18 protein-coding genes are annotated in these 25,363 nt (G+C 72.7%); 6 read left to right on the forward strand and 12 right to left on the reverse strand.

All coding sequences use genetic code 11. The features are described 5' to 3' along the window. Positions 1-99: 99 nt before the first annotated feature. The 5 genes from F9C41_RS19265 to F9C41_RS19285 form a co-directional block, all read right to left on the reverse strand. Positions 100-3,654 carry a LamG domain-containing protein gene (locus F9C41_RS19265; protein ID WP_230689751.1) on the reverse strand — a complete coding sequence of 1,185 codons (3,555 nt, stop codon included), beginning with the start codon at positions 3,652-3,654 and terminating at the stop codon, positions 100-102. Between the two features lie 801 nt (positions 3,655-4,455). Then, the gene (locus F9C41_RS42030; protein WP_330164775.1) at positions 4,456-6,039 is read right to left on the reverse strand and encodes a SigE family RNA polymerase sigma factor; all 1,584 of its coding nucleotides are present in this window, start codon (positions 6,037-6,039) and stop codon (positions 4,456-4,458) included. A 99-nt stretch (positions 6,040-6,138) separates the two neighbouring features. Beyond that, entirely contained in the window at positions 6,139-6,933 is a 795-nt protein-coding gene (locus F9C41_RS19275) for a class I SAM-dependent methyltransferase (protein WP_155388209.1), read from the reverse strand. 66 nt (positions 6,934-6,999) lie between these two features. Next, entirely contained in the window at positions 7,000-8,883 is a 1,884-nt protein-coding gene (locus F9C41_RS19280; RefSeq protein WP_155388210.1) for a hypothetical protein, read from the reverse strand. Positions 8,884-9,006: 123 nt separating this feature from the next. After that, positions 9,007-10,224 (reverse strand): serine hydrolase domain-containing protein, encoded by a 1,218-nt coding sequence (locus F9C41_RS19285; protein WP_155388211.1) that lies wholly within the window; start codon positions 10,222-10,224, stop codon positions 9,007-9,009. Between the two features lie 381 nt (positions 10,225-10,605). Here F9C41_RS19285 and F9C41_RS19290 point away from each other — a divergent pair, with 381 nt between their 5' ends. Further along, the gene (locus F9C41_RS19290) at positions 10,606-11,835 is read left to right on the forward strand and encodes a hypothetical protein (RefSeq protein WP_230689753.1); all 1,230 of its coding nucleotides are present in this window, start codon (positions 10,606-10,608) and stop codon (positions 11,833-11,835) included. A gap of 9 nt (positions 11,836-11,844) precedes the next feature. Here F9C41_RS19290 and F9C41_RS19295 read toward each other — a convergent pair whose 3' ends face one another. Together F9C41_RS19295 and F9C41_RS19300 are read right to left on the reverse strand one after the other, a co-directional pair. Then, positions 11,845-14,409: a helix-turn-helix transcriptional regulator gene (locus F9C41_RS19295; RefSeq protein WP_230689754.1), complete on the reverse strand. Its 2,565-nt coding sequence runs from the start codon at positions 14,407-14,409 to the stop codon at positions 11,845-11,847. A 52-nt stretch (positions 14,410-14,461) separates the two neighbouring features. Continuing rightward, a complete protein-coding gene (locus tag F9C41_RS19300; RefSeq protein WP_155388213.1) occupies positions 14,462-15,739 on the reverse strand; it encodes an Hsp70 family protein in 1,278 nt (425 codons plus the stop codon). Between the two features lie 289 nt (positions 15,740-16,028). Here F9C41_RS19300 and F9C41_RS19305 point away from each other — a divergent pair, with 289 nt between their 5' ends. The 3 genes from F9C41_RS19305 to F9C41_RS19315 all read left to right on the forward strand — a co-directional run bounded on the left by F9C41_RS19305 (position 16,029) and on the right by F9C41_RS19315 (position 20,267). Beyond that, positions 16,029-16,898 (forward strand): IniB N-terminal domain-containing protein, encoded by an 870-nt coding sequence (locus F9C41_RS19305; RefSeq protein WP_155388214.1) that lies wholly within the window; start codon positions 16,029-16,031, stop codon positions 16,896-16,898. A 100-nt stretch (positions 16,899-16,998) separates the two neighbouring features. Beyond that, positions 16,999-18,810: a dynamin family protein gene (locus tag F9C41_RS19310; protein ID WP_230689755.1), complete on the forward strand. Its 1,812-nt coding sequence runs from the start codon at positions 16,999-17,001 to the stop codon at positions 18,808-18,810. Continuing rightward, on the forward strand, positions 18,807-20,267 hold the full coding sequence (locus F9C41_RS19315) for a P-loop NTPase family protein (protein ID WP_155388215.1): 1,461 nt from the start codon (positions 18,807-18,809) through the stop codon (positions 20,265-20,267). The genes F9C41_RS19310 and F9C41_RS19315 overlap by 4 nt, the downstream gene beginning before the upstream one ends. 25 nt (positions 20,268-20,292) lie before the next feature. On the opposite strand, the gene F9C41_RS19320 is transcribed toward F9C41_RS19315, so the two are convergent. Then, positions 20,293-20,955 carry a response regulator gene (locus tag F9C41_RS19320; protein WP_155388216.1) on the reverse strand — a complete coding sequence of 221 codons (663 nt, stop codon included), beginning with the start codon at positions 20,953-20,955 and terminating at the stop codon, positions 20,293-20,295. Further along, entirely contained in the window at positions 20,952-22,082 is a 1,131-nt protein-coding gene (locus F9C41_RS19325) for a sensor histidine kinase (RefSeq protein WP_155388217.1), read from the reverse strand. The genes F9C41_RS19320 and F9C41_RS19325 overlap by 4 nt, the downstream gene beginning before the upstream one ends. Before the next feature lie 228 nt (positions 22,083-22,310). Between F9C41_RS19325 and F9C41_RS19330 the strand changes: the two genes are divergently transcribed. Together F9C41_RS19330 and F9C41_RS19335 are read left to right on the forward strand one after the other, a co-directional pair. Next, the gene (locus F9C41_RS19330; RefSeq protein WP_155388218.1) at positions 22,311-22,754 is read left to right on the forward strand and encodes a DUF6223 family protein; all 444 of its coding nucleotides are present in this window, start codon (positions 22,311-22,313) and stop codon (positions 22,752-22,754) included. A gap of 187 nt (positions 22,755-22,941) precedes the next feature. Beyond that, positions 22,942-23,370, forward strand: a complete 429-nt coding sequence (locus F9C41_RS19335) for a glutaredoxin domain-containing protein (RefSeq protein WP_155388219.1) — start codon at positions 22,942-22,944, stop codon at positions 23,368-23,370. Positions 23,371-23,420: 50 nt separating this feature from the next. Here F9C41_RS19335 and F9C41_RS19340 read toward each other — a convergent pair whose 3' ends face one another. The 3 genes from F9C41_RS19340 to F9C41_RS19350 form a co-directional block, all read right to left on the reverse strand. Then, positions 23,421-24,317, reverse strand: a complete 897-nt coding sequence (locus F9C41_RS19340) for a permease prefix domain 1-containing protein (protein WP_155388220.1) — start codon at positions 24,315-24,317, stop codon at positions 23,421-23,423. Beyond that, positions 24,314-24,727 carry a PadR family transcriptional regulator gene (locus tag F9C41_RS19345; RefSeq protein WP_230689756.1) on the reverse strand — a complete coding sequence of 138 codons (414 nt, stop codon included), beginning with the start codon at positions 24,725-24,727 and terminating at the stop codon, positions 24,314-24,316. Before F9C41_RS19345 ends, F9C41_RS19340 begins: the two co-directional genes overlap by 4 nt. A gap of 81 nt (positions 24,728-24,808) precedes the next feature. After that, positions 24,809-25,195: a VOC family protein gene (locus tag F9C41_RS19350; protein WP_155388222.1), complete on the reverse strand. Its 387-nt coding sequence runs from the start codon at positions 25,193-25,195 to the stop codon at positions 24,809-24,811. Between the last annotated feature and the right edge of the window lie 168 nt (positions 25,196-25,363).

Here is a 25,363-nt window from a genome sequence, read left to right on the forward strand (position 1 = left end):
CCCCCCCCCCCCCCCCCCCCCCGCTACTGACCGGCCGGTGGCGCCGGCCCCGAGTCGGGACCGGCGCCACCGGCAGGTATCACCACTCTCCGGAAGGTGTTACGGCGTCTCCGGCACCTCCACCGGCGCCTGTGCCGTGTGGTGCTGGAGCACCTGGGCGTCGGTCAGGGCGCCCTGCCAGACCTGCAGGTCGTCGATGCCGCCGAAGAAGTTGTTGATGTAGCTGCCGTGCCAGAGGGTCCGGCCGACGGCCAGCGGGTTGCCCGAGGTGAACGGGGTGAACCCGACGGCCCGGGTCTGGCTGAGCTCACCGTTGAGGTAGAGCCGCATCATCCCGGCCCCGGCGTCGTAGACCGCGGTGAGGTGCGCCCAGTCGTTGGCCGCCTGCGGCTGCGCCGCGGTGACACAGGTGCCGACCTCGGGGTTGACGTCCTCGTCGGCGAGGCAGAACTGCCAGGTGCCCTGCGAGCCCTGGTACTTCAGCCGCATCGCGCTCTCGACGGTGCCGGGCTGGGAGACGACGGCGTAGTTGCCGGTCTCATCGTCGACGACCGCCCACACCGAGATGGTGAAGGACTGGTCGGTACGCAGCACCGGGGTGTCCTGCCAGTTGGTGCGCTCGAATCCCTGGCCGTCCGGCGGGAGGTAGCCGAGCTTGTAGGCGCTGCGACCGTACTCGGTGGTGACCTGCGTGTAGCCCTCCTCGGGGAAGTACTCGTTGTTCAGGCGCATGCCGATGTCACTGCCGGGACGGCCGGCGGCCATCGAGGTGCCCCGGGTCAGTGCCAGCCAGCGGTTCCAGGCGCGGCCGTCGGGGGCCTCGCAGGTGTCCCGCAGGTTCGTGACGTAGCAGGGCGTGCCCGCGCTGAAGTCCCAGGAGCCGACCTCGACCGGGGACAGCAGGCCGGGCTCGTCGAAGCCGCCCGACTGCGGGTCGGAGGCCAGCTGCCCGGTGAAGTCCTGCGGCACCAGCACCCGGTTGAAGACCTGCAGGTCCGCGAGCTGCACGCCGCCCAGGTTCATGACACCGGTGCTGCCGATCTTCGACCAGCCGACGTGGAACTTGCCGTTGGACGCCCACGGGGCCGCCGTGCGGGCGGTCTCACCGGTCAGCACGCCGTCGCGGTACATGCGGACCTTCTTCTCCGTGGCGTCGTACACCGCGGCGAGGTGGACCCAGACGTTCGGCGTGGCCGGGGCGTACGCGACCGTGCCGGCCGTGGAGGTGGCCGAGTCGGTGTCGTAGAGCAGGAAGCCCCAGTTGGCGGCGTCCTTGGTGTTGTACACCTGGAACCCGCTGGTGTTGACGCCTTCCTGCGAGACCACGTTGCGGTAGGCGTTGGTGGTGTCGGTCAGCTTGACCCACATCGCCACGCTGAACGACTTCGTGGTGTCCACGACGGCGCCGCTGGTCTGCGCCGTGGTGGCGGTGGTGGTGCCGGACAGCGTGGCCGTCTGGCCGTCCATCAGGCGTGTGTCGTCGGTCCAGTTCAGCCCGGACGCCACGGTCAGCGGGGTGTTCGCCGTGGTCGGCTGCTGGTCGGCCAGGGCCGCGGTCTGGTCGATGCCGGGGTAGGTCTCCAGTCCCCACCGCGCGATCGGGCCGGCCGGGTGGCCGACGGTGAACTCGATGGAGCCGATGCCCTCGTTGGCGGTGGCGTCGACCGCGGAGACGTTGAGCACGTTACGGCCGAACTTCGGCGGGGCCACGGTGACCACCGCGTACTTCGGGCCGGTGCCCGAGGCGGTCACCTCGGTGGTCGCCGCGCCCCAGCCGTACTTGAACTTGGTGACGTCGGTGTCCGGCGACTCGATGCGGATGGTGCCGGTCTGGCCCGGGCCCGGCGGGATCGTCACCACCGAGGCGGTCACGGTCGGCCGCTGGGTGTCCACCGAGAACTGGCACCACGGCGACCACGCGCTGGAGAAGTTGTAGGGGGCCTTGTCGGTTGTCTTGGCCCGGTAGGCGTAGAGGGTGTTGGCCACCACGGTGACCGTGTTGCTGGTCGCGCGGGTGTTCGGCGAGATGCCGGTCTTGGCGGGCGGCGCCGTCTCCCGGGTCGGAACGGTGTCGGTCACCGTGGCGATGCCGCCGGCCGGCACCTTGATCCACTCGAACGTCCCGGTGAGCGAGTCGTCGCTGTCGGCGTCGGGGAACACGCCCGAGAACGTCGGGGTGTACGAGCCGATCGGCAGCACTCCCGTGGCAGGGCAGGCCACGCCCGCGACCTGCAGGTTGTTCGGCACTCCCGGCTTGGTGTCGTAGGTGACGTAGAGCGCGGCCTTGTTGGGCAGGAACTTCTTCCACCGGTCCTGCGTGGACTCACCCGATCCGCCGGAGTAGGCGGTGAAGGCGTACGTGATGGTGTTCGCGTTGGCGTTGGCGGCGTTCTGCACCTGCGCCGTGACGGTGCTGCCCGAGTAGTTCATCGGCATGTCCGCCTGCGAATCGGAGCAGCCGCCGGCCTTGTTGGCGTGACCCGACGCCTCGTCGGCGAACGAAACCAGCTTCATCGTCGACCAGGTCGACTTCGGCACGCCGGTGATCGCAGAGCTGAGATACATGGACGAGGGGGTGTTGCCACAGGACCACGAGTGGGTGAGGACCATCGCCACGTACGCCGACGCGATGTGCTTGCCCTTGAGGGACACACCGTTGCTGGCCGTGGTGGAGAACTCGAAGTACGAGCGCCACAGTGCACCGGTGTCGGGGTTCAGCCCGACCCGCGCGACGGAGATGTCGCTGTTGGTCGAGTTGGCGTTGTTCGCATACGCCCACTTGGTCTTCCAGACCCCCCAGCTCGGGTCGATGAAGACCGGGTAGACCGCATCCGGGCTGTCCAGCAGGGTCGTGTCCGGGCGCAGCACCAGCTTGCGGCCGGTGGCCTCGACGCCCACCTTCGCCACGCGGGCCGCGTCACCGGCGCTCGCCGCCGACGAGCGGTCCGCCGCGTGTGCCGAACGCGCGCCGGCGGCCGCCTTCGGCGCCCGCGAGTCCCACATCACGGCGGGCTCGGCCGCTGCCAGCACCTGGCCGCCGCTGACCGCGCGCAACGAGCCGTCACCGCCGTGCACGAGCTGAGCGTCGCCGCCCGTCGTGAACTCGATGTTGCGCAGCTTGGGGCTCTTCGCCGCCGCCGCCGACTTGACCGCCAGCACATGCGTGAAGCCGGTGTCGGTGGCCCGCACGACCAGGTCGACATCGGCCAGCACGTTCGGGTAGGTGACCGAGTCGCCCGATACCGTCGGCGCGGGCAGTGCACCGCCCGGCCAGGACAGGGTCATCTTCCGGCCGTTGCGGGTCAACGTCGCCAGCGGGCCCGTGCCGCCGCTGGAGAACGCCACGTCCGCCACCGAAGCCGCCGGGCGCAGCAGGCCGTCGGCGCTCCGGCTCAGGCCCAGGTCGACCGGGGTCCATGCGCCGTTCTTGCGGACCCGTTGCGGCACCACGGCGGACTCGAACGTGCGCAGGCCGTTCGGGTGCACGGTGATCTGCGTCGTCGCCGTGCGCGTCGAGTCGGCGACCACCGACCGGCCGCACGCGGCTGCCATGGCCGCCGCGGCGGACTCGGTCAGCGCCACGTCGGCGCACGCCGGCGCCGGTGCGGCGGCACCCGATGCCGCCAGGAACGTCACGCCGGCCGCTGCCGTCACGGCGACCGTGACGGCGGCTCCGAACAAGCCTCGCCAGGCGCCTGGGGCACCGGGCGACAGATTGCCATGATGTTTCATGGAAAATCCCCGTTTCTTAAGGTACGGAGCACCGTGCAGGCGCGGCCCCCGATGGGCCCGCCTCGGTGTTCACGGGATCAGATGAGTCCTTCGGCAATGGCGCGCCGAGGCGCGCAGGCCGGTCCGGGTCTGCTCAGGCTCGGCAGACCGCGGGTGAAGGACTTGACACGAAGGTGCTCGGGTCGGCTCCGCCGGCACCGACACACCACGAACGACACGGTTCCGCCGTGCCACCGAGTGCGAAGACGCACTCACTCTCGCGCGTCACGGCCGCATACGCGGCCGTCTGATGACGCCGACGTCCAATCACGCCCTACACCCCCGTGTGAGCAAATATCGACGGCGTCAACTTAGGCGGCCGCGGCCGATTCCATTGCCCCGCGGGGGACTCTCGGAGGGTGTCTGCCGAGTCAACTAATCGTCGCTCTCACTGCCGCGAGCGGCTTCAACAGTCCTGATTACTGAACGCAACCAAGCGCTATCGACGTACATAAATTGTGTGATCCACGCCACAGCCACCCACCGCCTGCCGGAATGTCCTGGTAGCCAGCGTGATACGCGGAAGTATCCGGGCACGGCCCGATGGCGGCGGATTCGCGTAGGCCGCACGTCACCCGGCCGCCTGACGTCGTCGGGTGTGCACAGGGCCTCCGTGTCCGGCGTTGTCGAACAACCCCGGACACGGAGGCCCTCACCCTTTGCGAGCGCGCCGGCCGTGCCGGGTCAGGCGATATCGAGCAGGCAGCCGGGAAGGTGGACGGTGCCGTCGGAGAAGCCCAGGTCGAGGGTCGCCAGGTCGGTCGCGCCGCCGGGCACGGACTGGCGGAGCGCGCGTTCCTCCCGCCACAGCAGGGTCTCGCCCTGCAGGCAGGGGAAGGACAGAGACGAGTCGCGCCCGGCCCGCTCGCCGAGGTCGAGCCGCCGCAGCGGGGCGCCGTCGCGCAGCGAGAACTCGAAGAAGAGCACCCCGTGCGCTGCGCCCCGGGTGTCGGCCTGGACCGCGACCACGTCGTCGTGCACCTGGTACAGCCGCGGGGTCGTGTTCAGCACCCCGATGGTCTCGCCGGGGCGCATCAGTGCGCCGACGTCCACGGTGAACTGCCGCAGCGCGCCCGTGGCGGGGTCGGTCACCGCCAGCGGGAAGGATCCGGCGGTGATGGTCCGGTCGTCGTCGCCGCGCAGCAACGTGCCGTCGTCGAGCACGGTCAGGGACTCGTTCCAGCCGGTGACGAGCGTCATCTCCCGGGACGTGCCGTCGGCGGGGGTGTGGACGAAGGGCAGGGCCGGGAAGTTGTTCGCCAGCAGCACGTGCCGGCCCGACCGGGACCAGGCTCGCACCTCGCCTGGCAGGCGCCGCTGCGTGGCGCCGGCCAGGTCCCGCAGGACGGTGCTGGACTGCCGGTCGGTCCAGCTCAGCCAGCGGCCGTCGGGCGAGAGCCGGATGTACCGCGCCTGCGACTGCAGGCGCAGTTGGTACCAGCCGGACTCGGCGGCGATCTGGAGCACGACGCCGTCGGCGGTCGACTGGGACCGGACCAGCGACGCCCGGCCGACGCCGCGGTCGGCCGGCAGGTCGGGTAGCGCCGTGCCGGCGGCGGGCAGGCTGCTCGGCAGGGTCGGGACGATGCCGAGACCGACCGGTTCGGGCGAGACGCTCGGCGACGGAGTCAGCATGGGCGGCGGTGTCGCGGGGGCCCGCAGCGCGTACACGGCGACGGCCAGCACCGCCGGCAGCAGTGCGAGCGCGGCGGCGGTGACCACCCTGCGTGCCCGCCGCGTCCGGGCCGTGGTGAGCGCGGCGTCCGCGTCGGCGTACTGGCCGGCCTGCTCGGCGAAAAGCGGCAGGGCGCGGCGCAGGTGGCCGAGGGCCACGTGGGTCTGGCTCTTGACCGTGCCGATCGAGCAGCCCATGGCGTCGGCGGTCTCCGCCTCGGACAGGTCTTCGTAGAAGCGCAGCACGACGACGGTGCGCTGGCGCGGGGTCAGGGTGTCCAACGCCTGCCCGAGCGTGATCCGGTCGACGATCTGGCGCGGTTCGTCGGGACCGGCCCAGTCGGGCACCTGCGCGACCGGCCGGGCCGGTCGCCGCCGCCACCACGTGATCCGCTCATTGATCATGATGCGGCGCACGTACGCCTCGGGCTGGCCATGCGCCACGATCTGCCGCCACCGTGCGGCCGCCTTGGCCAGCGCGGTCTGCACCAGATCCTCGGCCGCGTGGTGCTCGCCCGTGAGCAGGTATGCCGTGCGCGACAGCGCACCACCCCGCGCGACGACGAAATCGTGAAAGCCGTCGTACCTGTCCATCCGTCACCTCCGCCACCAACACGCGGCAGGCCGTCGGCAGGTTGGTGATTCACGCACCCGTTTCTCGCCCGGCGCGCCGACCGTCGCAGGCCGGCGATGCTACGCGGGTCTGCGGCCGGACCAGACCCCGGTGACGCGCCGCAGGACCCGGTCGCCGGCGGGAAGCTCCAGCACCCGGCGGTGAAACTCCTCGCGGCGGTCGACCGGCAGGTCCTCGATGAACGCCCGGTAGCCGTGGCTCATCGCCCACCGCCACAGCATCGCGTTGTCCCCGAACTCGATGCGGACCTCGGCCTGCTCCTCCCGGAGGTCCCCGAAACCGGCCTCCTCCAGCAGGTCGGCGGCGTCGACCGGCCGGCCCATGCTGCCGTTCGGCGGCAGGTGGGCCGCGAACTCCTGGAACAGGGCGTCCAGGCGGCGGCCGAGCGGAAACGCGTCGGCGTCGGGCTGAACACCGCGGCCGTCGTAGCTCGTGCGGGCGCTGCCACCGGTGAACGCGAAACGCCCGCCGGGCGCCAGGACGCGATACGCCTCGGCGACCCCGGCCGCGGGATCGTCGAGGACGTGGACGACGAACGAGGACACGACGAGATCGAAGCTCTCGGAAGGCAGGTCCAGGGCCTGCGCATCCATGACGTACGCCGAAGCCGCCGGGAAATCGGCGGCCAGGTGCTCGACCATCGCCGGTGACGCGTCGACGGCCGTCACGGCACAGCCCCGGGCCAGGGCCGGCGCGGTCAGCGCACCCCGCCCGCAGCCCAGGTCGAGCAGCCGGCAGCCGGCGGGCGGATCGAGCACGTCGACGATCGCCCTGCCGAACTCGGCGAAGAACGGAGCCACCTGGTCATAGTCCGCAGCCACACGATCGAACAGCTTCCACGCCGATTCCTCCACAGCGGACGAGTCTCGTGACGATCACCGGCCCGCGCAAGGCGTTTTCCGGTGGTCGGCGTCTCGGCGTCACCGGTACGCGATGATCTCCCGGAGGTCCGGGGCGACCGTGTCGGCGTGGGCGTTGACCGACCCGAACGGGTCGTCGGTGAGTTCGAACCACCACAGCTGCGGCTCTTTCGACCACTGCTCCAGACGGCGTATGCGGCCGTCGGTGTGCAGCCGTTCCAGCCGGTCCAGGCCACCGATCGCGGCCAGGTGCCCGGCACCGAGCAGGTTGCCCCAGTGCACGCCCCGGCTCATCGTGTCCAGCCGCTGCTTGCGCCAGTGCGCGGGGCCGCGCCGCTCGAACGGCGACTGCAGGGAGTCGGCCGATCCCGAGCCGTGGACGTAGCCGGTGACCGCGCCGAACCTGACCGCGGCCCGCTGGAGCAGGTCAACCACCGCGGCGATGCCTCCCGGTACCTGCTCGTCGAGCAGCGACCGCGCCGCGGTGATCACGATCGTGGCCGGGTGGCCGTCGGGAAGCGGGCCGGTGGCCTCGGTGAACTGGTCCCGCAACTCGACGTGGACGCTGATGCCGCGGTGGTAGCTCGATCCGCTGCCCTCGCCGTTGAGGCGGGCCAGCCGCAAACCGAGGGAGTGCAGTTGACCGTCCCGTAGCCGGGCCATGGCGCGGTTCCACTGCGCGGTGCCGGCACCGGTGTACGACCAGCGGCCCTTGACCGACTTCGCGTCGATGCTCGCGGACACCCCGTACGGCGGGGCGCCGTCGCCGGCGGCGGACAGCCAGACCCGGTCCGGGCCGTAGGTCGCGAGCACCGGGTCGATCAGCAGCTGCCGCGCGTCGGTGAGCCAGTCCGCCAGCGCGTCGATGTGCTCGGCCAGGTCGGTGTAGGTGTAGAGCTGGCACACCAGCCGGGGCTCGGCGGCGCGGGCGTGGGGCGAGGCCGACGTCATGTCGATGCCCAGCAGCTGTTCGGGCAGCTCCGTCTCGACGAGCCCGCGGTGGGGCGGGGCGGCGGCCGGCGTCGCGTCGGCTGCCACCTGGGCGCGCGCCCAGGCGACCGCGGCGTCGATGTCGGTGCACTCGGCCGGCACCGCCAGCCAGGGGCCGTGGTCGGGCAGGCGGGGGGCCGCCTCCAGTGTGCCGTGCCAGCCGTACAGGACCAGTGCCGGATTGCCGGTCAGGTAGAACGTCCACGAGCCGAATGTGGTGGCGCCGACGGTAATTTCCCGCCAGGCCGCGACGAGGCAGCCAGGGCGGCCCCAGTCCTCCAGTTCGTGCTGGACGACGAACCGTGCCCACGCCGGCCCGTCGTGGTCGATCGCCGTTGCCAGGAACATCGGGGCGGGCTGCGCCGGTTCGGTGCCTCCTGCGGCGGACCGGGTCAACGCCAGGTGCTGGAACTCGGGGCGTTCGAGGATGTCGCCGGTCTCCTCGGCGTGCTCGGCCTGGTAGAGGTAGCCGTCGGGCGGGATCACCCCGAGCGCGGCCAGGGTCGCGAACAGCCCATCCTCGGCCAGCACGTAGCCGCGGGACAGGATGTCGTCCAGCCGGTCCGGCTCAGCCCCGGTCAGCCCGGCTTCGGCGGCCCACGCCAGCATCGCCGTCACCACGGGGATGCGCTCGGCGGCCTGGGTCTGCTCGTCCGGCTCCTCCGCCCGGCCGGGAATGCCGTAGTCGGCACCGGCCTCCTCGTTGAACAGCCAGCGGAACCGCTCCTCGCCCTTGTCCCAGCCGATCAGCAGCGACACGTCGCTGTCCAGCACGGACGCGGTCAGCATCGGTCCCGGCACCGTCGTCCACGGTGCTCCCGGGTTCAGCGGGTTGGCACTGCGGGCGATGAAGGCCGACCAGCCGTCGACGGTGCCGGCGCCCGGCTCCCAACCGTCCGGGTCAGCGGGTGCCCCGGTGGATCCGACAAGCACGTACGCGGCCCACAAGCCCATGGCACAGCTCCCCTCAGCGTGATCGACGCGCTGAGGTTAGTGGCAGTGGGCGACATCCGCTGCCCGCCAACGGGTCTGCGGGCATGAACGGGGGTCGGCCGACCAGCCGGTGGGCGGCGGGGGTCAGCGGCTGGGCGAGGTGGACGGGGTAGGCGCTGTCCCGTAGAGGGCCTGGATGATCGCCATGGCCAGCGCGTTGGCCGGCTGCTTGCCGTCCGGAGCGGCGAACAGGCTGGTCAGCACGATGACCGTGTCCTTGCGGACGGGGTCGTGGGCCATGAACGAGTTGAACCCTGGGATCTGGCCGTCGTGGCCGTACAGCGGCCCGAACCGGACGAGCGCCAGGCCGTAGCCGACCTCGAACGGTGCCGGGGTCTGGATCGGCTGGATGCTGTCCAGCCGCATCTGCTGTGTCTTCGCGTCGAGCAGCCCACCGCTCACCAGCGCCGTGGCGTACTTGGTCAGGTCCGCGGCCGTGGATATCGCGGCACCGGCCGCCCACGCCCACGACGGGTTGGTGACGGTGACGTCCTTGGGCGCCAGGGTGCCCGCGGCGGCGGCCGCCTGCTCGGCCTGCGGCAGTGCGGGGTCGGCGAGCGTGCTGACGTTCGTGCCGAACATGTAGCCCTGCGGGTGGGGCGCGGGGATGTCGGCGTCCGTCGGCGCGGGCAGGAGCGTCTCGCGCAGGCCGAGCGGGCCGAAGATCCGCTGCTGGAACTCGTCCTGCAGGGAACGGCCGGTGAGCTGCTCCACGATGAGGCCGGCCAGGATGAGGTTGGTGTTGGAGTAGTGGAACCCCGCGCCCGGCGCGAAGTACGCAGGCTTGGCGAACGCGATGGCGAGCAGTTCCTCGGGCTTCCAGACCCGCAGCGGGTCGCTGTCGAGCTGGGCGTTGAACTGCTCGTCCTCGGAGTAGTTGTAGAGCCCGCTGCGCATGTTCAGCAGCTGTGCGATGGTGATGGCGTCGCCGTCGGGCACCTCCGGCCGGTACTTCGACACGGGGTCGTCCAGGCCGATCCTGCCTTCCTGGACCAGTTGCAGGAGCACCGTGCCGGTCATGGTCTTGGTGTTCGAGCCGATCCGGAAGCGGTCGCCGACGGTCACCGGACCGCCGCCGTCGACCGTGCGGGTGCCGAAGGTCTGGGTCCAGTCGCCCTTCTCCGGTGACGTGATCATCACGACCGCGCCGGGCACGCGCATGTCGCTGATGATGGTCTGCAGCGTGTTCTGCAGCTGCGCGGCGTATGCGGGCGTCGCCGGAGCGGGCGTCTGCCAGGTCGCCGGTTCGCCGATCGTGTAGCCGCAGGCGCCCGCGAAGGCCGTGACGGCGACGAACGACATGACCACTCCACCTGCGCTGAACCGTCGCATGCCAGGACCCCCGTCCCTGTCGCAACCTGGCCGTCGAGGGGTCGAACGCCTCGTCACCACTGCACCGAGTACATCAAATGCCAGAGCGCCCGGCAGGGTTTCCTGCAGATGCACGCCAGACCTCCGGCCTCAGGCATCGACACAAACCGTCACCGTTCGATACTCTGCGGACGCCCGACAAGGCCGGCACGACACTCCGATCCAGCCGGTCATGCCATCGACCTCAGGCGACAGGCCAGTCACCGCCCGGCGGGCCGTCATCCTCCGCGATCAGGGCGCGACCTACGAGACCAGGGGGTTCCCGTGGTGGGACTGGGCGGTGGTTCCCGCCGGCGTGAGGTGGTGCGGCTGATGTCGGACGGCGAGCGCTGCTACGGGCGGGGTGACCTCGCCGGCGCGGTCGACCGGTATCAGCGGGCCTGCGCGCTGGTCCAGGACGCCATCCACACCGAACCGTGGGACGCCGACAACGCGCAGCAACTCGGATCGATGTTGTACACCCTCGGTGAGTGGCTGCTGCAGGCGGAGGACTACCCGGCCGCTGTCGACGCGCTCGTCGCGGCCGAGGCAGCCTATGAGCGCCTCGGTGATCCGCCCGGACAGCTCGTCGCCGACGTCGTGATCCGCCGTGCCCGGGCGCACGCGGCGGCCGGCCAGCCGTTGTCGGCGATCGCCGAGGCCCAACAGGCGGTGACCACCTGCCTGGCCCTGACCGCCGAGCACGCCGACCCCGAGGACATGATCCCGGCTGCTCGGGTGGTCGCATTGGCCGCGCAGGTGCAGCTGTCCATCGGCGGCGACCCGGACGTAGCCGTCAGCGCCGCCGACTGGGCCCTGCGGCAATACCTGGCGGCGTTCCGCCGCGGCGGCCAGTTCGCGCTGCCGGCGGTGCACGCCCCCGCGGTGCGCGCTGCGGCGGCCACCGCCTTCATCGTGCACGCCGCCGCGGGTCGGAGCGAACTGGCGCAGACGGCACGGTGGTTCTTCACCGTCGCCGGCGGTGGGCCACTGCCCGGCGGCGACCTGGTGGAGCGGGTGGCCGAGCGTCAGCCCACGCTCGCGCAGGCGCTCGGCGTCGCGGGCCGGCCCGAGCTGGCCGACAGGCTCACCGCGCCGGCCACCGAGGTCAGGATCCTCGTGCCGGCGATGCGATGCTCCCCGCAGCTCGCCCCGGCGTACGCCAAGATCATGGGGGATCTGCTGATCGCCGCGCCCACCTGGGACGAGCTGCTGTTCGGTCTGGAGGCGCACGCGCTGTTCGCGGCGGCGTCCCAGCAGCGGGTGCCGACCATGCGTTACCAGTTCGGCGAGTTCGGCCTGCACTGGGCTGCTGCGGTCGTCAACTTCGGGCAGCGCCATGCCGAGAACGACAACGTGCCGGCCGCACTCGACGCCGCCGCGTGGCTGTCGGGCATCATCGGGCAGCTCGCCCCGCACGCGATGGCCCATCCGCAGGTGCGGTTCAACGCGTTGAGCCTGTCCCAATGGCAGCACGGCCTCTACACCGCGGTAGGCGACACGGCCGCCGCCGCGCAGGTGGCCGCCGTCATCACGACGCTGGAAGCGATGCCCGGCTCGTAGATCGCAGCTTTATGGCCTCCGAACTGCCGTTTCATCGGCACCGGAGCCCGGCACCGGGGTCGGCAGCGGTCCGCTCGCCATCGACCTGAGCCTGGCGAGCAGCTCGCTGCGGCTGTCGCAGCCCAGACGCCGGCGGATACGGGCCATGTGGTGTTCGACCGTCTTGGCGGAGATGAACAACTTCTCGCCGATCTGGCGGTAGGTCAGTCCGGCCAGCACGAGGTCGGCCACCTCCTGCTCGCGCGCGGTGAGCGGGTTCGTGTCGCGGGCCCGGTCGGGTCGTCCCGCCGGGGCGGGCTCGGAGTCTGTGGCGGCCGGGCGGTCCGGCTTCGGCTGCAGGAGCCGGGCGTAGTCGAGCAGCGTGGTCATCGTCCGCCGATCGGCGGTGCGGATGGCGGCCTGGCCGGCGAGTCTGGCCGCGTCCCAGGGCAGGCCGACGCCGTGCAGCCGCCGGGCGGCGGTCTCGACGGCCTGCAGATCGACGACGCCGTGCCACACCTGCCACCAGCTCTCGGCAGCGCCGGCGACCGCCGAGCCGAATCGGGTGTGCCGGACACGCGCGAGCGCGGCCACCAGCTCGGCGGCGGCGGTCTCGTCCTCGGCGACGATGGCGGCGTGCAGGCTGCTCCAATGCAGCGGAGCCGCCCACAGCGGCGGGTCGCCCAGCCGGCCCAGCAGCAAATGCGCCTCGCGCAGATGCTCCCGGACCAGGCCCGGCTCACCGGCCCGCGCCGCGGCGACGGTGAACTCGCCGAGCGGGAGCAGCGTGAACAGGTCCACCGGGTGCCGCATGAGGGCTTCGCGGGCCCGTTCCCAGCCGCGGAGCAGTGCGGGCAGGTCGCTGTTGCGGCGCGCGACACCGACCTCCAGCGCCGTGGCGAACAGCTGGTCGCGGGGTTCCAGCGCGGTGCCGTGGCGGGCCGTGGCGTCGAGGATCGCGGCGGCCGCCGCGGTCTGCCCGCGCATCATATGGATCCACGCCTGCAGCAGCCGGTGGCGCCGGGTCAGCAGCGACCCGCCGATACGGGCCCGCACGGCACGGGCCAGGACCGAGCTGCTGAGGTCGAACTCGCAGCAGTGCAACCCGACGACCGCGGCGAGTGCGGCAGGGCTGTCCGGCAGGAGCTCGGCCCGGCCGGCGGGTTCCAGCAGCGCCGCGGCCTGCGTCAGCGACGACAGGGCGGCGGTCGGTGAGCCGGTAAGCGTCTCCCGCAGCCCCTGGGCCATGAGCACGGACGCGCTGGTGAGCAGGGTCGGTGGAGCCGCCGGTCGCTGATCGGCGGCCGCGTCGAGCAGCTCGGGCCGTCCGGTCGCGGTGGCGGCGATCGCCGCGAACGCCGCCGCGCCGGCGGTGTCCGACCAGCGGTACAGGTCGGCGCTGCGGCCGAGCTGGCCGCGGTGGGCGAGCGCGGCGGCGGTGACCATGGCGGCCTCGGCGCGTACGGCGGGATCCGGTTCGGCCAGTGCCCGGTCCGCCAGGCGCAGCGCGACGTCGAGGTCGCCGGTCAGCGCGGCCGCGCGCGCCCAGCGGGCCGGCGAAGCCCTGCCTCCGGCGGCGGCCGCGGCGGCGAGCAGGTCCGCCGCGAGCGCCGGCTCGTCGGCCAGGACCTCGTCGGCGGCCGCCGCGAGCGGACCGGTCAGGTGGGCGTCGGCGAGACCGGCCCGGCGCAGGACCCGGACCACGGGCAGCGCCGCGCCGCCGCGCTGGAGTTGGATCTCGGCCAGGCGCTGCCAGACATCCTCCCGCAGGTCCGTGGGGCTGTGCGCGACGATCGCGTGCCGCACGATCGGTGACAGCCGGCCGCTGGGCCCGAGCAGGCCCGCCGCGCGTGCCGCCGCGTGCATTGCGTCCAGCTCGTCGGCGGTCCTGCCGAGCAGCTCACAGGCCACCGCCAGCGGCAGGTCCACCCCCGACGCGGCGGCCAGCAGCAGGCGGCGGACGTCGGCTCCCGCGTCGTCGAGGTCGGCGGCGAACGGGGCCAGCGCCGCGGCCGGCAGGTCCACCGGCTCGGCGGCCCGCCGGTGGTCCGGGGCGCCGGCCAGCGCCCGCGCCAGCCGGTCGACGTGTCCGGGCACGCCGCCTGCCTGCGTGTGTACGAAACGGACGGTCGCCGGCGTCGCGGCGTCGCCGAGCACCGCCGTCAGGAGGGCTGACGTCTGCTCCTCGCCGAACGGGCCGAGAGTCAGCGGCGGGCCGTGCCGCCGGAGCACGTCGGCCAGCTCCGCCAGAGCGGCCGGGCGCGGCCACGGCCGGTAGGCGACCACGAGCCGGCACCGGTTGCCCGTGAGGAGTTCACGCAGGCCTCGCAGGCTGTCGGGGTCCAGGGCGTGCGCGTCGTCGACGAGCAGCACGCTGTCGGATGTATGCGGCGTCGAACGGTCGAGCCGGTGGTCGATGACGGTGACGCCGGCGGACCCGTGGGCGCGTGCCAGCTCGCGCAGGACCGTGCTCTTGCCGTGCCCGCCGGGAGCCTGGACGGCGACGCCGGCCAGGAAGGGCGCCTGCTCGGCGAGGAAGTCCCGGACGCTGCCGGGCAGGAAGGGGGACTGGGTGGTCGTCCGCGGGCGGGGCACTGAGGTTCCTTACTGGGCGGGAGCGGGTGGTCCGGTCTGGTCGTCGGCCCGGCTACGGAACCCGGCCGCGGGCGTGCGCGAACATCGCCGACGACCGACTCCTGGGCAGGCTCAGGTCGGTGATGCGCACGGGAGGGCGCGGCGGTGCGGCGTCATGCCAGTCGGTGCCGCCGCCGTCGGGCACCGGGTGGTCGTCGTCCGGGTCGGGTGCGGCGGCGTGCCGGGGCGGCTCGTCCCGCGGCGCCTGCCCGGCCGCGGTGACCAGGCGCTGTGCCACCAGGGCCGCGCCCATGGCCGCCGTGGGCTGGGCGTCGGCGCTGACCGCGACGTCGCCCGGCAGCTGCTCGCCGATCATCTCGGTGAGCAGCGGCAGGTCTGCGGCGGCGCCGGTGAGCAGCACCCCGTCGAGTTGGTCGGGCCGCAGCCCGGCGTCACGCACGGTGCGCAGCAGGGTGTCGACGAGCAGCAGCAGCATCGGGCGGATCGCCTCGCCGTACGCGGCCCGGCCCACGGGCACGGCGGTCAGTCCCAGCGGCAGCGGTACCAGGACCTCGGTCTGCGCGGCGGTCGTGAACGTCAGCCGCGCCTTGGCGCAGGCCGCCTGCAGGTCCAGCAGCGCCAACCGGATCTGCGGATCCTGCAGGTAGCCGCGTCCGAACTCGCGGGTCAGCCGGGCCCGGACCAGCTCGGCCAGCGCCTCGTCGAAGTCGTCGCCGCCGAGCGGGTCGACGCCCTGCCGGCAGCTGGGCATGGTGGATCCGGTCGGCGTGCGGCGCACCACGGATGTCTCGAACCCGTTGCCGCACATGCTCAGCACGGCCAGTGTCCGGCCGTCGAACTCGCGCCAGGCGTGGGCCGTCGCGGCCGCCACGGGTGCGGGCAGCAGCGTCGCCTCGCCGAGTCCGGTGTCCCACAGGGCCCGCCGCAGCAGGCCGCGGCGGTGCTCGCCCCAGGTCGCCGGGTGGCTGACCGCCAGGTGCTCGGGGCGGCTGCCGGTCTGCGCCTGTGCCCGCTCGACGGCCCAGTCGACCAGCACGGCGGTCAACGTGTGCGGCAGGCACGGCTCCCCGGCGACGACCTGCGGCACGTCGTCGCCGACCCGCTGCACGAAGCCGCGGGCGATGCGGCGGCCGTCGACCATGGGCCCTTCGGCGACCTGGTCGCCGACGGAGAACGCCCCGTCGGCGGCGACCCGCAGCACGGCAGGCACGGTGTATGCGTTCGCCCCCAGCCGCAGGGGCTCGGGCGGGCCCCACGTCCAGCTCGCGAAGCTCGATCTGGCGGCGCTCAGGTGAGTGTCGCTGAGATCGATCCCTAGGACGTACGACATCGGACTCCTTCCCCCGCGGGGCACCGCCCCGGTGGGCCCCGGTGAGGTCCACGGGGTGTGTATCGTCCTGGCTCCCCCATTCGTTACAGCCGACCTCCCGAACGGGTCCCGCGTCACACCGAACAGGTAGCCCCTAACCCCCTAACGCCCGAGGGGGGTGGTTCCCCGGCCCCGGGCCGCGGTGATCGGGGCCGCGTCCCCGACGCCCGGCGGGACCGGCGGACCCTACGGTCGGAGCCGATCAAGGACCACGGATCGACCACCGACACCACTGAAGGAGACCGTCACCATGGACGGACACCAGACGCTGCGCGACTTCGTGCTGGAGCTGATCACGGACTCGCAGGCCCGCGCGGCGTTCGAACTGGACCCGGAGGGCAGCCTGCAGGCCGCCGGGCTCGGTGACCTGACCCCGGCCGACGTGCAGGACGTCATCCCGCTGGTCGCCGATCTCGCGCCGGCCCAGGCCATCACCAGCCCGGTGCAGTTCGCGCAGAACCTGGGACTCGACACCCTGCCCACCGACGGCACCGCCGCCGTGAGCCAGTTGCAGCACCTCGCCGAACTGCTGCCGGTCGGGGGGCACTCGGCCAACAGCGACCTCAACTTCGCGACCCTCGGCGCGGTCTCCACCGCCCCGGCGCTGTCCGCCCTCGGCGGCGGCCTGTTCGCGCCCACTGTGGTGGGCACGGGAACGGGCGCCGCCTTCGGCACCGGCGACGGGACGGTCGGCCTGACGTCCGAGCACGACGTGTCCGGCACCCTGGACGCCGACCTGACCATCCCCGGCCTGCCCGCGACCGGGCCGCTCCCGGTCGGCGGCGACGGCGGGCCGCTGCAGCCGGTAGAGGGGACGCTGGGCACCGTCACCTCCGTCATCGACGGTGTCGGCGACCTTCCCGTCCTGGGCTCTGTCACCGGCGAGCTCGACAGCGTGCTCGGCGGCGCGGGCGGCCTGACCGGCGGCCTCGACGGCACGCTCGGCGGCGACGGCGGGGTCGGCGGCCTCCTCGACGGCACCCTGCACGCGACGACCGACGTCACCGGCGACCTCGGATCCACGCTCGGCGTCGGCCACATCACGGGTGACCTCGGCCTGAGCGGCGACGCGCACGCCGGCGGCACCGGCGTGCTCGGTCTGGCCGACGGCCTGCTCTGACCAGGCGTTCGACGTCGCACCGACGGCTGGACCGCCCGGCGACGGGCGGTCCAGCCACTCGCTACTTGATAATTCCTCTGATATCGGCAGAATCCATCCCGTGATAGCACCAATCTGGCTCGACGTACTCGACGAAACCGCCCGCCTCAGCGCGGCCCACGGCCGCACCGACCTGGTCGAGTCGGTGCAGCAGAAGCGCACCCAGCTGCTGGACCCCCGACTGCGTGTCCTCGTTTTGGGCGAGCCCAAACAGGGCAAGAGCCAGCTCATCAACGGCCTGCTCAACGCCCCGGCCTGCCCGGTCGGCGACGAACTCACCACCGTGCTGCCGACCGTCGTCACGCACGCCGAAAACCCGTCCGTCGCGCTCGTGCACACCCCGCCCGCCCGCAACCGCCCCGGCGGCACGATCACCGAACCGGACCGCACGCCCCTGCCGCTCGACCAGGTCGCGGCCGCGGTCGGCGGCAAGCTCGGCGGCCACCCCGGCGCGGCACACGTCGAGATCGGTCTGCCCCGGGCCCTGCTGGCCAGCGGCATGGTCCTCATCGACACTCCCGGCCTCGACGTGCTCGACCCGGCACAGCTCGACGCGCTGACCGCCTTCGCCCGCGCCGACATCGTCCTGGTCGCCTCCGACGTCAACAGCGAACTGTCACCGTCGGAGATCTCGACCATCGGGCACCTCGCCCAGTCGCACGCGCGGGTCGCCCTGGTGCTCACCAAAATCGACCTGTCGCCGCGGTGGCGTGACGTCGCCGAGCAGTCCCGCCGCCGCCTGGCCGCGATCGGGGTGCGCCCCGCGGTCATTCCCGTCTCCGCCGACCTGCGGCTGCGGGCCGCGGGCAGCAACGACAGCACCGTCAACGCCGAATCGGGGTTCCCCGCACTGCTCGCGCGCCTCAACACCGACCGGGCCGCCAAGACCGACGAACTGGCCCGGGCCGCCGTCGGGCAACTCACCCGCACCGTCATCGAGCAGTTGGCCGCACCGCTGCGCACCGAGCCGCCCGAGGCGCAACCGGCGCCGGCCCCCGGGCCGATGTCACGGCTGCACGAGGCCCAACGCACCGTCGACGAGCTGCGCCGATGCTCCGTACGGTGGCAGCACACGCTCAACGACGAGATGGCCGACCTGCTCTCCGACCTTGAATACGACCTGCGCGACCGGACCCGCAAGATCCTGCGCAAGGTCGACGAGGTGTTCGACAAGGCCGACCCGCTGTCGGACTGGGACACCTTCGCCCAGTGGCTCGACGAGAACCTCCTCGAAGCCGACGAGGCCAACCACGGCTGGATGCTCCAGCGCTTCGACGTCATCAGCCGCCGCGTCGCCGAACACTTCCTGGCCTACGGCTACGGCGACGACACCGCGCCGCGCTGGTCGCCGACCTCCCGCGACCACCTCACCGAGAACGTCCCGCTCATGGAGCAGCCCTACGTCGACAGGTTCACCTACGCCCAGAAGTTCTTCACGGGACTGCGCGGGTCCTACGGCGGCATCCTCATCTTCGGCCTGGCCACGAGCCTGGCCGGCATGCCGCTGATCAACCCGGTCTCGCTCGGCGCCGGCGCCCTGTTCGGCGCAAAGACGGTCCTGGACGAGAGCCGCGGGCTGCTCAAACGGCGGCAGGCCACGGTGAAGGCGGCCGCCCAGCGCCACGTCGACGACTTCTTCCTCCTGGTCAGCAAGGACTGCCGGGACATGGTGCGCCAGCTGCAGCGGCTGCTGCGCGACCACTACACGGCGCTCACCGAGCAACTGCAGCAGGAGATCGTCGAGTCCCTGCGCCGCGCCAAGCTGGCGGCCGACGCCGACGTCGCCGAACGTGACCAGCAGATGCGCCAGCTGGCAGTGCTGCAGGAGCAGGCCCGCCGGCTCGCCGCGGCACCCGCCGGAGCCCGGGCATGAGCCGCGACGCCCGCAGCCTCGACGACGCGGTGCGCCGACTCATGCAGGAGGCCTGGAACCTGAGCGGGGAGGACGGCCGCGCCGCGGCACAGCTCGACCGCCTGTACGGCCGGCTCCAGGGGCCGCTGCACATCGCCGTCGTCGGGCCGGGCCGCTCCGGCAAGTCCACGGTGGTCAACGGGCTCATCGGAGACCAGGTCGCCCCGCTGCCGCTCGGCGACGGCCACGACGTCGTCACCTGGTACGCCGACGGGCCGCAACCGCACGTCACCGCATGGACCGCCGACGGCGCCGCCCGGGAACTGGCCACCACCCGCACCGCCCACGGCCTGCGGGTGGACCCGCGCACCACACGGCGCTCGGGGATCACCGACCTCAAGGTGGCCTGGCCGGCCCGCTCACTGCGGCACCTGACCCTCGTCGACACCCCTGGCGCCGACCCCGCCGACGACGGACACCGTGCCGCGGCCGAGCCAGCCGTCGGCGAGGCCGATGCGATCCTCTACGCCAGCCCGGAGATCCGGGGCACCGACCTGCAGCTCCTCCAGAACGCCCAGCACGGCGCCGTCGCCACGGCGACACCCGTCAACACCGTCATCGTGCTGACCCACGCAGACCAGGTGGGCGGCGGCCGCATCGACGCGCTGCTCACCGCCCGCCAGCTCGCCCGGCGCCACCAGCGCGATCCCGCGGTCGCGGCGACGTGCGCGGGCGTCGTCGCCTACGGCGGCCTCGTCGCTCTCGCCGGCCGTACCCTGTCCGACGCCGACTTCACCGCCGTGGCCGCCATCGCGGCAACACCACGCGACACCCAGGACGCGTGCCTGATGTCAGCCGACCGTTTCGCCGGCGACGACTGCCCGCTGCCGGTCGACCCCGACGTGCGGCGCGGGCTGCTCCACCGCCTCGGCATCCACGGCGTACGCCTGGCGGCGACGCTGGCCCGCACCGGCTGCGCCAGCCGAGCCGAACTCGCCGCCGAACTCGTCCGACGCAGCGGACTCGCCGAACTCCGCGAGGTCATCATGGGCTGCTTCGTCGAACGGCGTACGGTCCTCAAGGCGCGCACCGCGCTGGCGGGCCTGGAACGGCTGGCGGACCGCCTGCCCGGCCAGGACGGCGTCCACCTGCGCGCGCGGATCGAACAGCTGCTCGCCACCGCGCACGACTTCCGCGAACTGCGGCTGCTGGCGGCGATGCGCTCCGGGCAGGTCGCCTTCACCGCAGAGGCCGGCGCCGAAGCGCAGCGGCTCCTGGGCGGCAACGGCACCGACGCCGCGGTCCGGCTGGGCGCCGACCACGAACTGTCCGGCGGCGAGCTGCGGGACCTGACCGCCGACGCCATGCACCGCTGGCAGCAGCACGCGGAAGACCCGCGGCTGGACCTACACCAGCGGCGGGCCGCAGCGGCCGTCGTACGCAGCTGCGAAGGCCTGCTGGTCGGCCTGGGCCGGTGACGACCTCGCCCGCGGGCCGTCGAAGTCAGCGCTCACGCGGCGTCACCAGGCCGCACTCGTAGGCGAAGACGACGAGCTGGGCGCGGTCGCGGGCGTGGAGCTTGGCCATCGCCCGGTTGACGTGGGTCTTCGCGGTCAGCGGGCTGATCACCATGTGCTCGGCGATCCGGTCGTTGGACAGCCCCCGCGCGACCAGGACGACGGCCTCACGTTCGCGGTTGGTCAGCCACTTCAGGCCGTCGCCGGCCCCGGTGCGCGGCGGCTCGGCGACGTACCGGTCGATCAGCCTGCGGGTGATCGACGGGGCGAGCAGCGCGTCGCCGCGCACGGCCACCCGCACGGCATGCAGGAAGTCCTCGGGCTCGACGTCCTTGACCAGGAACCCGGCGGCACCGGCCCGCAGCGCGTCGAAGACGTACTCGTCCAGGCCGTAGTTGGTGAGGATGACGACGTGCACCCCGGCCAGGGCCGGGTCCGCTGCTATCCGCCGGGTCGCCTCGATGCCGTCGACGACCGGCATCTGGACGTCGATGAGCGCGACGTCCGGCAGGTGCCGCCTGGCGAGTTCCACGCCCCGCTCGCCGTCGGCGGCCTCGGCCACCACCTCGATGTCGTCCTCCGCGTCGAGCAGCGCGCGGAACCCGCTGCGGATGAGCGGCTGGTCGTCGACGAGCAGAACGCGGATCATCGCGCTCGGTCCACCGGGAGCTCGGCGTGCACGGTGAAGCCGCCCTCGCCGCGCGGCTCCGCCCGCAGGCGGCCACCGAGGGCGGTGACCCGTTCCCGCATCCCGAGCAGCCCGACGCCGGGCGTCGGGGCGGTGTCCGCGACGGCGGCGCCGTCGTCGTCGACCTGTATCGCTAGGGAGCCCGGACGGTAGTCGATCCGGACCGAGGCCGTCGCGGCAGCGGCATGACGGGCGATGTTGGTCAGCGACTCCTGAACGATCCGGTACGCGGTCCGATCCACGGCGGCCGGCACGTCGTGCGGCCGACCGACGACCGTCAACGTCGCGTCCAGGCCGGTCGTGCGGGCCCGCTGCAGCAACGCCGGGACATGGTCGAGCCCGAGCGGCGGGGTCTTGCCGTCGTCACGCAGGGCCTCCAGGGTCGCTCGCAGCTCCCGGGCCGCCTCCCGGCCGGCCTCCTCGATCGCCAGCAGCGCCTCCGGCACCTGTTCACCACGTTTGCGAGCCAGGTGGACGGCGACCGCGGCCTGCACCTTGATGACCGAGATCTGGTGGGTGAGCGAATCATGCAGCTCCCGCGCGATGTGCAGCCGCTCCTCGTTGGCGCGCCGCAGCGCGGTCTCCTCCCGGGTGCGCTCGGCTTCGTCCGCCCGCCGCTCGGCCTGCCGCAGCGCTTCGCCGGCGGCGCCGGCAGCCACCAGCCACGCGATCTCCAGGGCACCGCGCGAGCGGGCGAGCGCTTCACCGACGGGCGTGTCCGGCGACAGGGCGACAACCGCGAGCGGAAGCGCGGCCAGCACCGTCACCGCCGACACGACCGTGACGATCCGGTGACCCGCGCGCACGGCTGCGTACACCGCGAACAGGAACGCGACGGCCGGCACGTCGAAACCGAGCGCCTGATGCCCGACCGCGCACAGCCCGGTGACGACCAGGACGGCGACCGGAGCCCGGCGGCGCGCGACCAGCGCCAGGCCGCCGGCCGCCAGCAGCACGTAGCCGAGCAGGTCGAGGCCGTCGGCGGAGCGCTGCCCGGGCAGGCCGGCGACCAGCAGGGTCACCGCGACGCAGACGGCGATCGCCCCGTCGGTGACACCGGCCGGAATCCGGAGCCGTTCGGTGCTCATGGGCGCACCCTAACCGGATCCTGCCGCGGGCGACTCCTCCCCGCAGACGAGCGGCCGCATACCGCACCCGCAGTACCCACCCGGCGGCTACGGCGGGCGCAGCAGCCGGATCCGGCCCCGGTGGCAGCGGGAATCGCCTCCGTACGCACGACGACCGGCCGCCCGCACCGCGACATGCTCAGGTGACGTCCGAACCTCGGAAGCCGGACGCACGAAGGAGGAGCGGAAATGAACACCTCGAGAGCCCTGACGCCGGTCCGGCTGGTGCTCACCGTCGCCGCAGCCGCCCTGGCCGGCGGCTTCGCCCTTGCCGCGCCGGCGGCCGCGCACCTGTCGGCCCAGCCCGCCGCCGCGGACGTCTACACCATGAGCGCCGGGCGACTCGGCGCCAGCGTCGGCGGCCTGCTGGGGCTGGCCGGCATGATCATCGGTGGGCTGGCGCTGGCCCGCCCCACCGGCCGACTCGGCACCGCCACCGGGCGGTTGGGAGCCACCATGGCCCTGGCTGGAGGGCTGCTCAGTATCGCCCTCGGCGGGCTGGTCGCGGTGACCTCCGACAGCGGCATCGGCACCGGCAACGGACGCGGCGGGGCCTACGTGGCCCTGGTAGTGGGACTGATCGCCGTGATTCTCGGCGGGCTGGCCACGGCCCGCTCCCGCCGCACCGGCTGACCCGGTCCGCGCCTCCTGGGTGCGGGACGACGCCCGGTCGCCAGCCAGGGTGTCGTTCCGCGCCTGAGATCGGCGCGCGTGGGGCGGCAGATGGATGGGCCGAGGGCCAGGCGAGGATCGGTCGAGCGGCGAGGACCTCGACGACCAGCGCGTGGACCGCACGACGTCCTACGACTAGCGTGGCCGCATGACGCGCAGGTGGGTACTCCCGATTCTCTTCGTGTTGATCGGGATTGCAGTGGCGGTGCGGCAGGTCAGCACCGGGTCGACCGGTGCCGGGGTGGCACTGGGGCTGGTTTTCGTGCTGCTCGCCGTGGGGCTGTCGCCGCTGGTCTTTCCCCGGTCGCTCGCCGCGGCCGAGGCACAGCGGCGCAGCGCGGTCGACGGCAGGCCGATCATCTACTGGCGGCCAGGTTGCCAGTTCTGCCTGCGGCTTCGTATCCGCCTGGGTCCTGCGGGCCGACGTGCGCACTGGGTCGACATCTGGCGCGACCCGGACGGCGCGGCGGCGGTGCGTGCCATCACCGGCGGTGACGAGACGGTGCCGACCGTCGTGGTCGCGGGGCAGCCGCACGTCAACCCCGACCCTGGCTGGCTGCGCGGACAGCTCGCCTGATCACCGGAAACGCGTGACCGGCCGGGTGCTGTCGCACCCGGCCGGAGTTCTCAGCGTTGTGCGGGACTGTGCGGGTCGGAGCCGTGCGGGCGGAACATGGTGCGGGCCATGATGAGCAGCATCGCCAGGAGGCCGCCGAGCAGGGCGAGCCATGACCAGGCCCAGCCGACCGTGAAGGTCAGCACGACGAATCCGCCGAGCGCGGCGAGCCAGATGGCCGCGGTGTAGATGCCGAACCGTGCTGCGGCGGCCGGATCGCCCGCGAACACGTCACCGATCTCCTGGTGTTCGCGCTGCATCCGGACCACCCACGGCTTGTGGCGGTTGGTCTGGGTCACGCCCAGGTAGGTGAACGCGACGGCGGCGGCGATCAGGAGCACGCCGGCGGCGACCAGCAGCCCCACCGGCCACTGCGGATAAGCGGCCGCCACGCACCCGGCGCCCGCCAGGCCCGTCGTCGTGGCCGCGCCGTAGCCGAGCGCGCGGCCGACGGGCAGGGGATAGCTGGTGGTGGTCTCCTGGCGCAGCGCGTCGGCCACGATGACGCCGCCGGCCACCGCCAGCACCGCGACGGCGAGCGGCTGCCAGCCGGCCACCGCCGTGTCCAGCACGGACCAGGCCAGGACGGCCAGCGCCGCCGCTGCCGGCAACGACAGCAGCAGGGTCCGGATGACGTACGCCGGTCGCGGCCGGACCCGCTGGTCGAGCCATGCCGGCGCGGACGGCGTCGCGGCGGCCTCCGTCACGATCGACCGGATGTCGCCCAGTTCGGCCATCGCGCGCTGCGCGCAGACGTCGCGGCTGACGCCGGACCGTTCGAGTTCGGCCATCCGGGCGACCAGGTTGGCGCGCATCTCCTCTTTGAGATCACGCGCTTCGGGGGTCATGTCGATTCCGGCGAACGCCTCGTCGAGGAGGCGGTGGATCGCCAGGCTGTCGTCGGTCATTGCTGCCGCCTTCCGGGTCGCGTGGAGCCCGTGCGGGCTGCCTTGCCGAGATCGAGCAGGGTGTCGATGAGGCCTCGGGTGATCTCCCAGGCTCCGACGTTGTCGTGGTACACGGCACGTCCCGCATCGGTGATGCGGTAGTACTTGCGGCGGCCGCCCTGGGTCTCGTCGCCCCAGTAGGCCTCGACCAGGCCGTCCTTGAGCAGGCGGCGGTAGCTCGCGTAGAGCGTCGCCTCCTTGATCTCGTAGGCGCCGCCGGTGGCGTCACGGATCGTCTTGAAGATCTCGAAGCCGTAGCTCTCGCCCTGGCTCAGGACCGCCAACACGATCGTGTCGGTATGCCCTCGCAGGAGGTCGGCGGCGAACGCGTCGCTCGCCAGAAAGGTATCGCTGTCAGACTTCTCAGGCACGTTGAGTACTGTAACAGATAAAGTACTGAAGGTGTGAGGTGTCATTCGCCTGTCCAGCGCAGGCTGTTGCCGGACGTCACCTCACCGGGTGTCCCGGCGCAGCGGATGGTCGCCGGGGACCTCGACGAGCACGATGGCCACGCCGTCCGGGTCCTCGATCCACATCTCGTCCAGGCCCCACGGCTCGCGCCGCGGCTCGCGAACGATCACCGCGCCCACGGCCGCGAGCCGCTCGTGCTCCGCCCGCAGGTCGCGGACCTGCAGCCAGATCCGGATCGGCCCGGTGGTCGCGCCGTCGGCCCGGCCGGACACCTCGAGCATCCCCTGGCCGAGGAAGAAGACCAGGCCGGGATCGTCGGGCGGCCCGAACTCGCGATACACCGCCAGCCCGAGCACGTCCCGGTAGAAGCGGCGGGACAGCTCGGGGTCGGCCGGGCGGAGCAGGATACGGCTGCTGAGAACCTCCATGACCCGATCATCGCGCGACAGCGGCGCGGGCACCGGCAGCTCCGTATTAGTTGCACGTACCGACGAATGCGCATACGCTGACCTCCGCGCGGAAACGAGTCAGGGCAGCGACCAGCGATCGGGCATACACGCCTGCGGGCATGACGCGATCCGCCCCTGTCCTGGGGC

It is taken from the genome of Catellatospora paridis (genome assembly GCF_009720365.1).
Taxonomy (GTDB): Bacteria; Actinomycetota; Actinomycetes; order Mycobacteriales; family Micromonosporaceae; genus Catellatospora; species Catellatospora paridis.

Bases quoted from the DNA above. Each gene is read 5' to 3' on its own strand.
- F9C41_RS42030 (WP_330164775.1), bottom strand. From the start codon at position 6,039: ATGGACAGGTACGACGGCTTTCACGATTTCGTCGTCGCGCGGGGTGGT.
- F9C41_RS19280 (WP_155388210.1), bottom strand. From the start codon at position 8,883: ATGGGCTTGTGGGCCGCGTACGTGCTTGTCGGATCCACCGGGGCACCC.
- F9C41_RS19285 (WP_155388211.1), bottom strand. From the start codon at position 10,224: ATGTCGTTCGTCGCCGTCACGGCCTTCGCGGGCGCCTGCGGCTACACG.
- F9C41_RS19290 (WP_230689753.1), top strand. From the start codon at position 10,606: ATGTCGGACGGCGAGCGCTGCTACGGGCGGGGTGACCTCGCCGGCGCG.
- F9C41_RS19300 (WP_155388213.1), bottom strand. From the start codon at position 15,739: ATGTCGTACGTCCTAGGGATCGATCTCAGCGACACTCACCTGAGCGCC.
- F9C41_RS19305 (WP_155388214.1), top strand. From the start codon at position 16,029: ATGGACGGACACCAGACGCTGCGCGACTTCGTGCTGGAGCTGATCACG.
- F9C41_RS19315 (WP_155388215.1), top strand. From the start codon at position 18,807: ATGAGCCGCGACGCCCGCAGCCTCGACGACGCGGTGCGCCGACTCATG.
- F9C41_RS19320 (WP_155388216.1), bottom strand. From the start codon at position 20,955: ATGATCCGCGTTCTGCTCGTCGACGACCAGCCGCTCATCCGCAGCGGG.
- F9C41_RS19325 (WP_155388217.1), bottom strand. From the start codon at position 22,082: ATGAGCACCGAACGGCTCCGGATTCCGGCCGGTGTCACCGACGGGGCG.
- F9C41_RS19330 (WP_155388218.1), top strand. From the start codon at position 22,311: ATGAACACCTCGAGAGCCCTGACGCCGGTCCGGCTGGTGCTCACCGTC.
- F9C41_RS19335 (WP_155388219.1), top strand. From the start codon at position 22,942: ATGACGCGCAGGTGGGTACTCCCGATTCTCTTCGTGTTGATCGGGATT.
- F9C41_RS19340 (WP_155388220.1), bottom strand. From the start codon at position 24,317: ATGACCGACGACAGCCTGGCGATCCACCGCCTCCTCGACGAGGCGTTC.
- F9C41_RS19350 (WP_155388222.1), bottom strand. From the start codon at position 25,195: ATGGAGGTTCTCAGCAGCCGTATCCTGCTCCGCCCGGCCGACCCCGAG.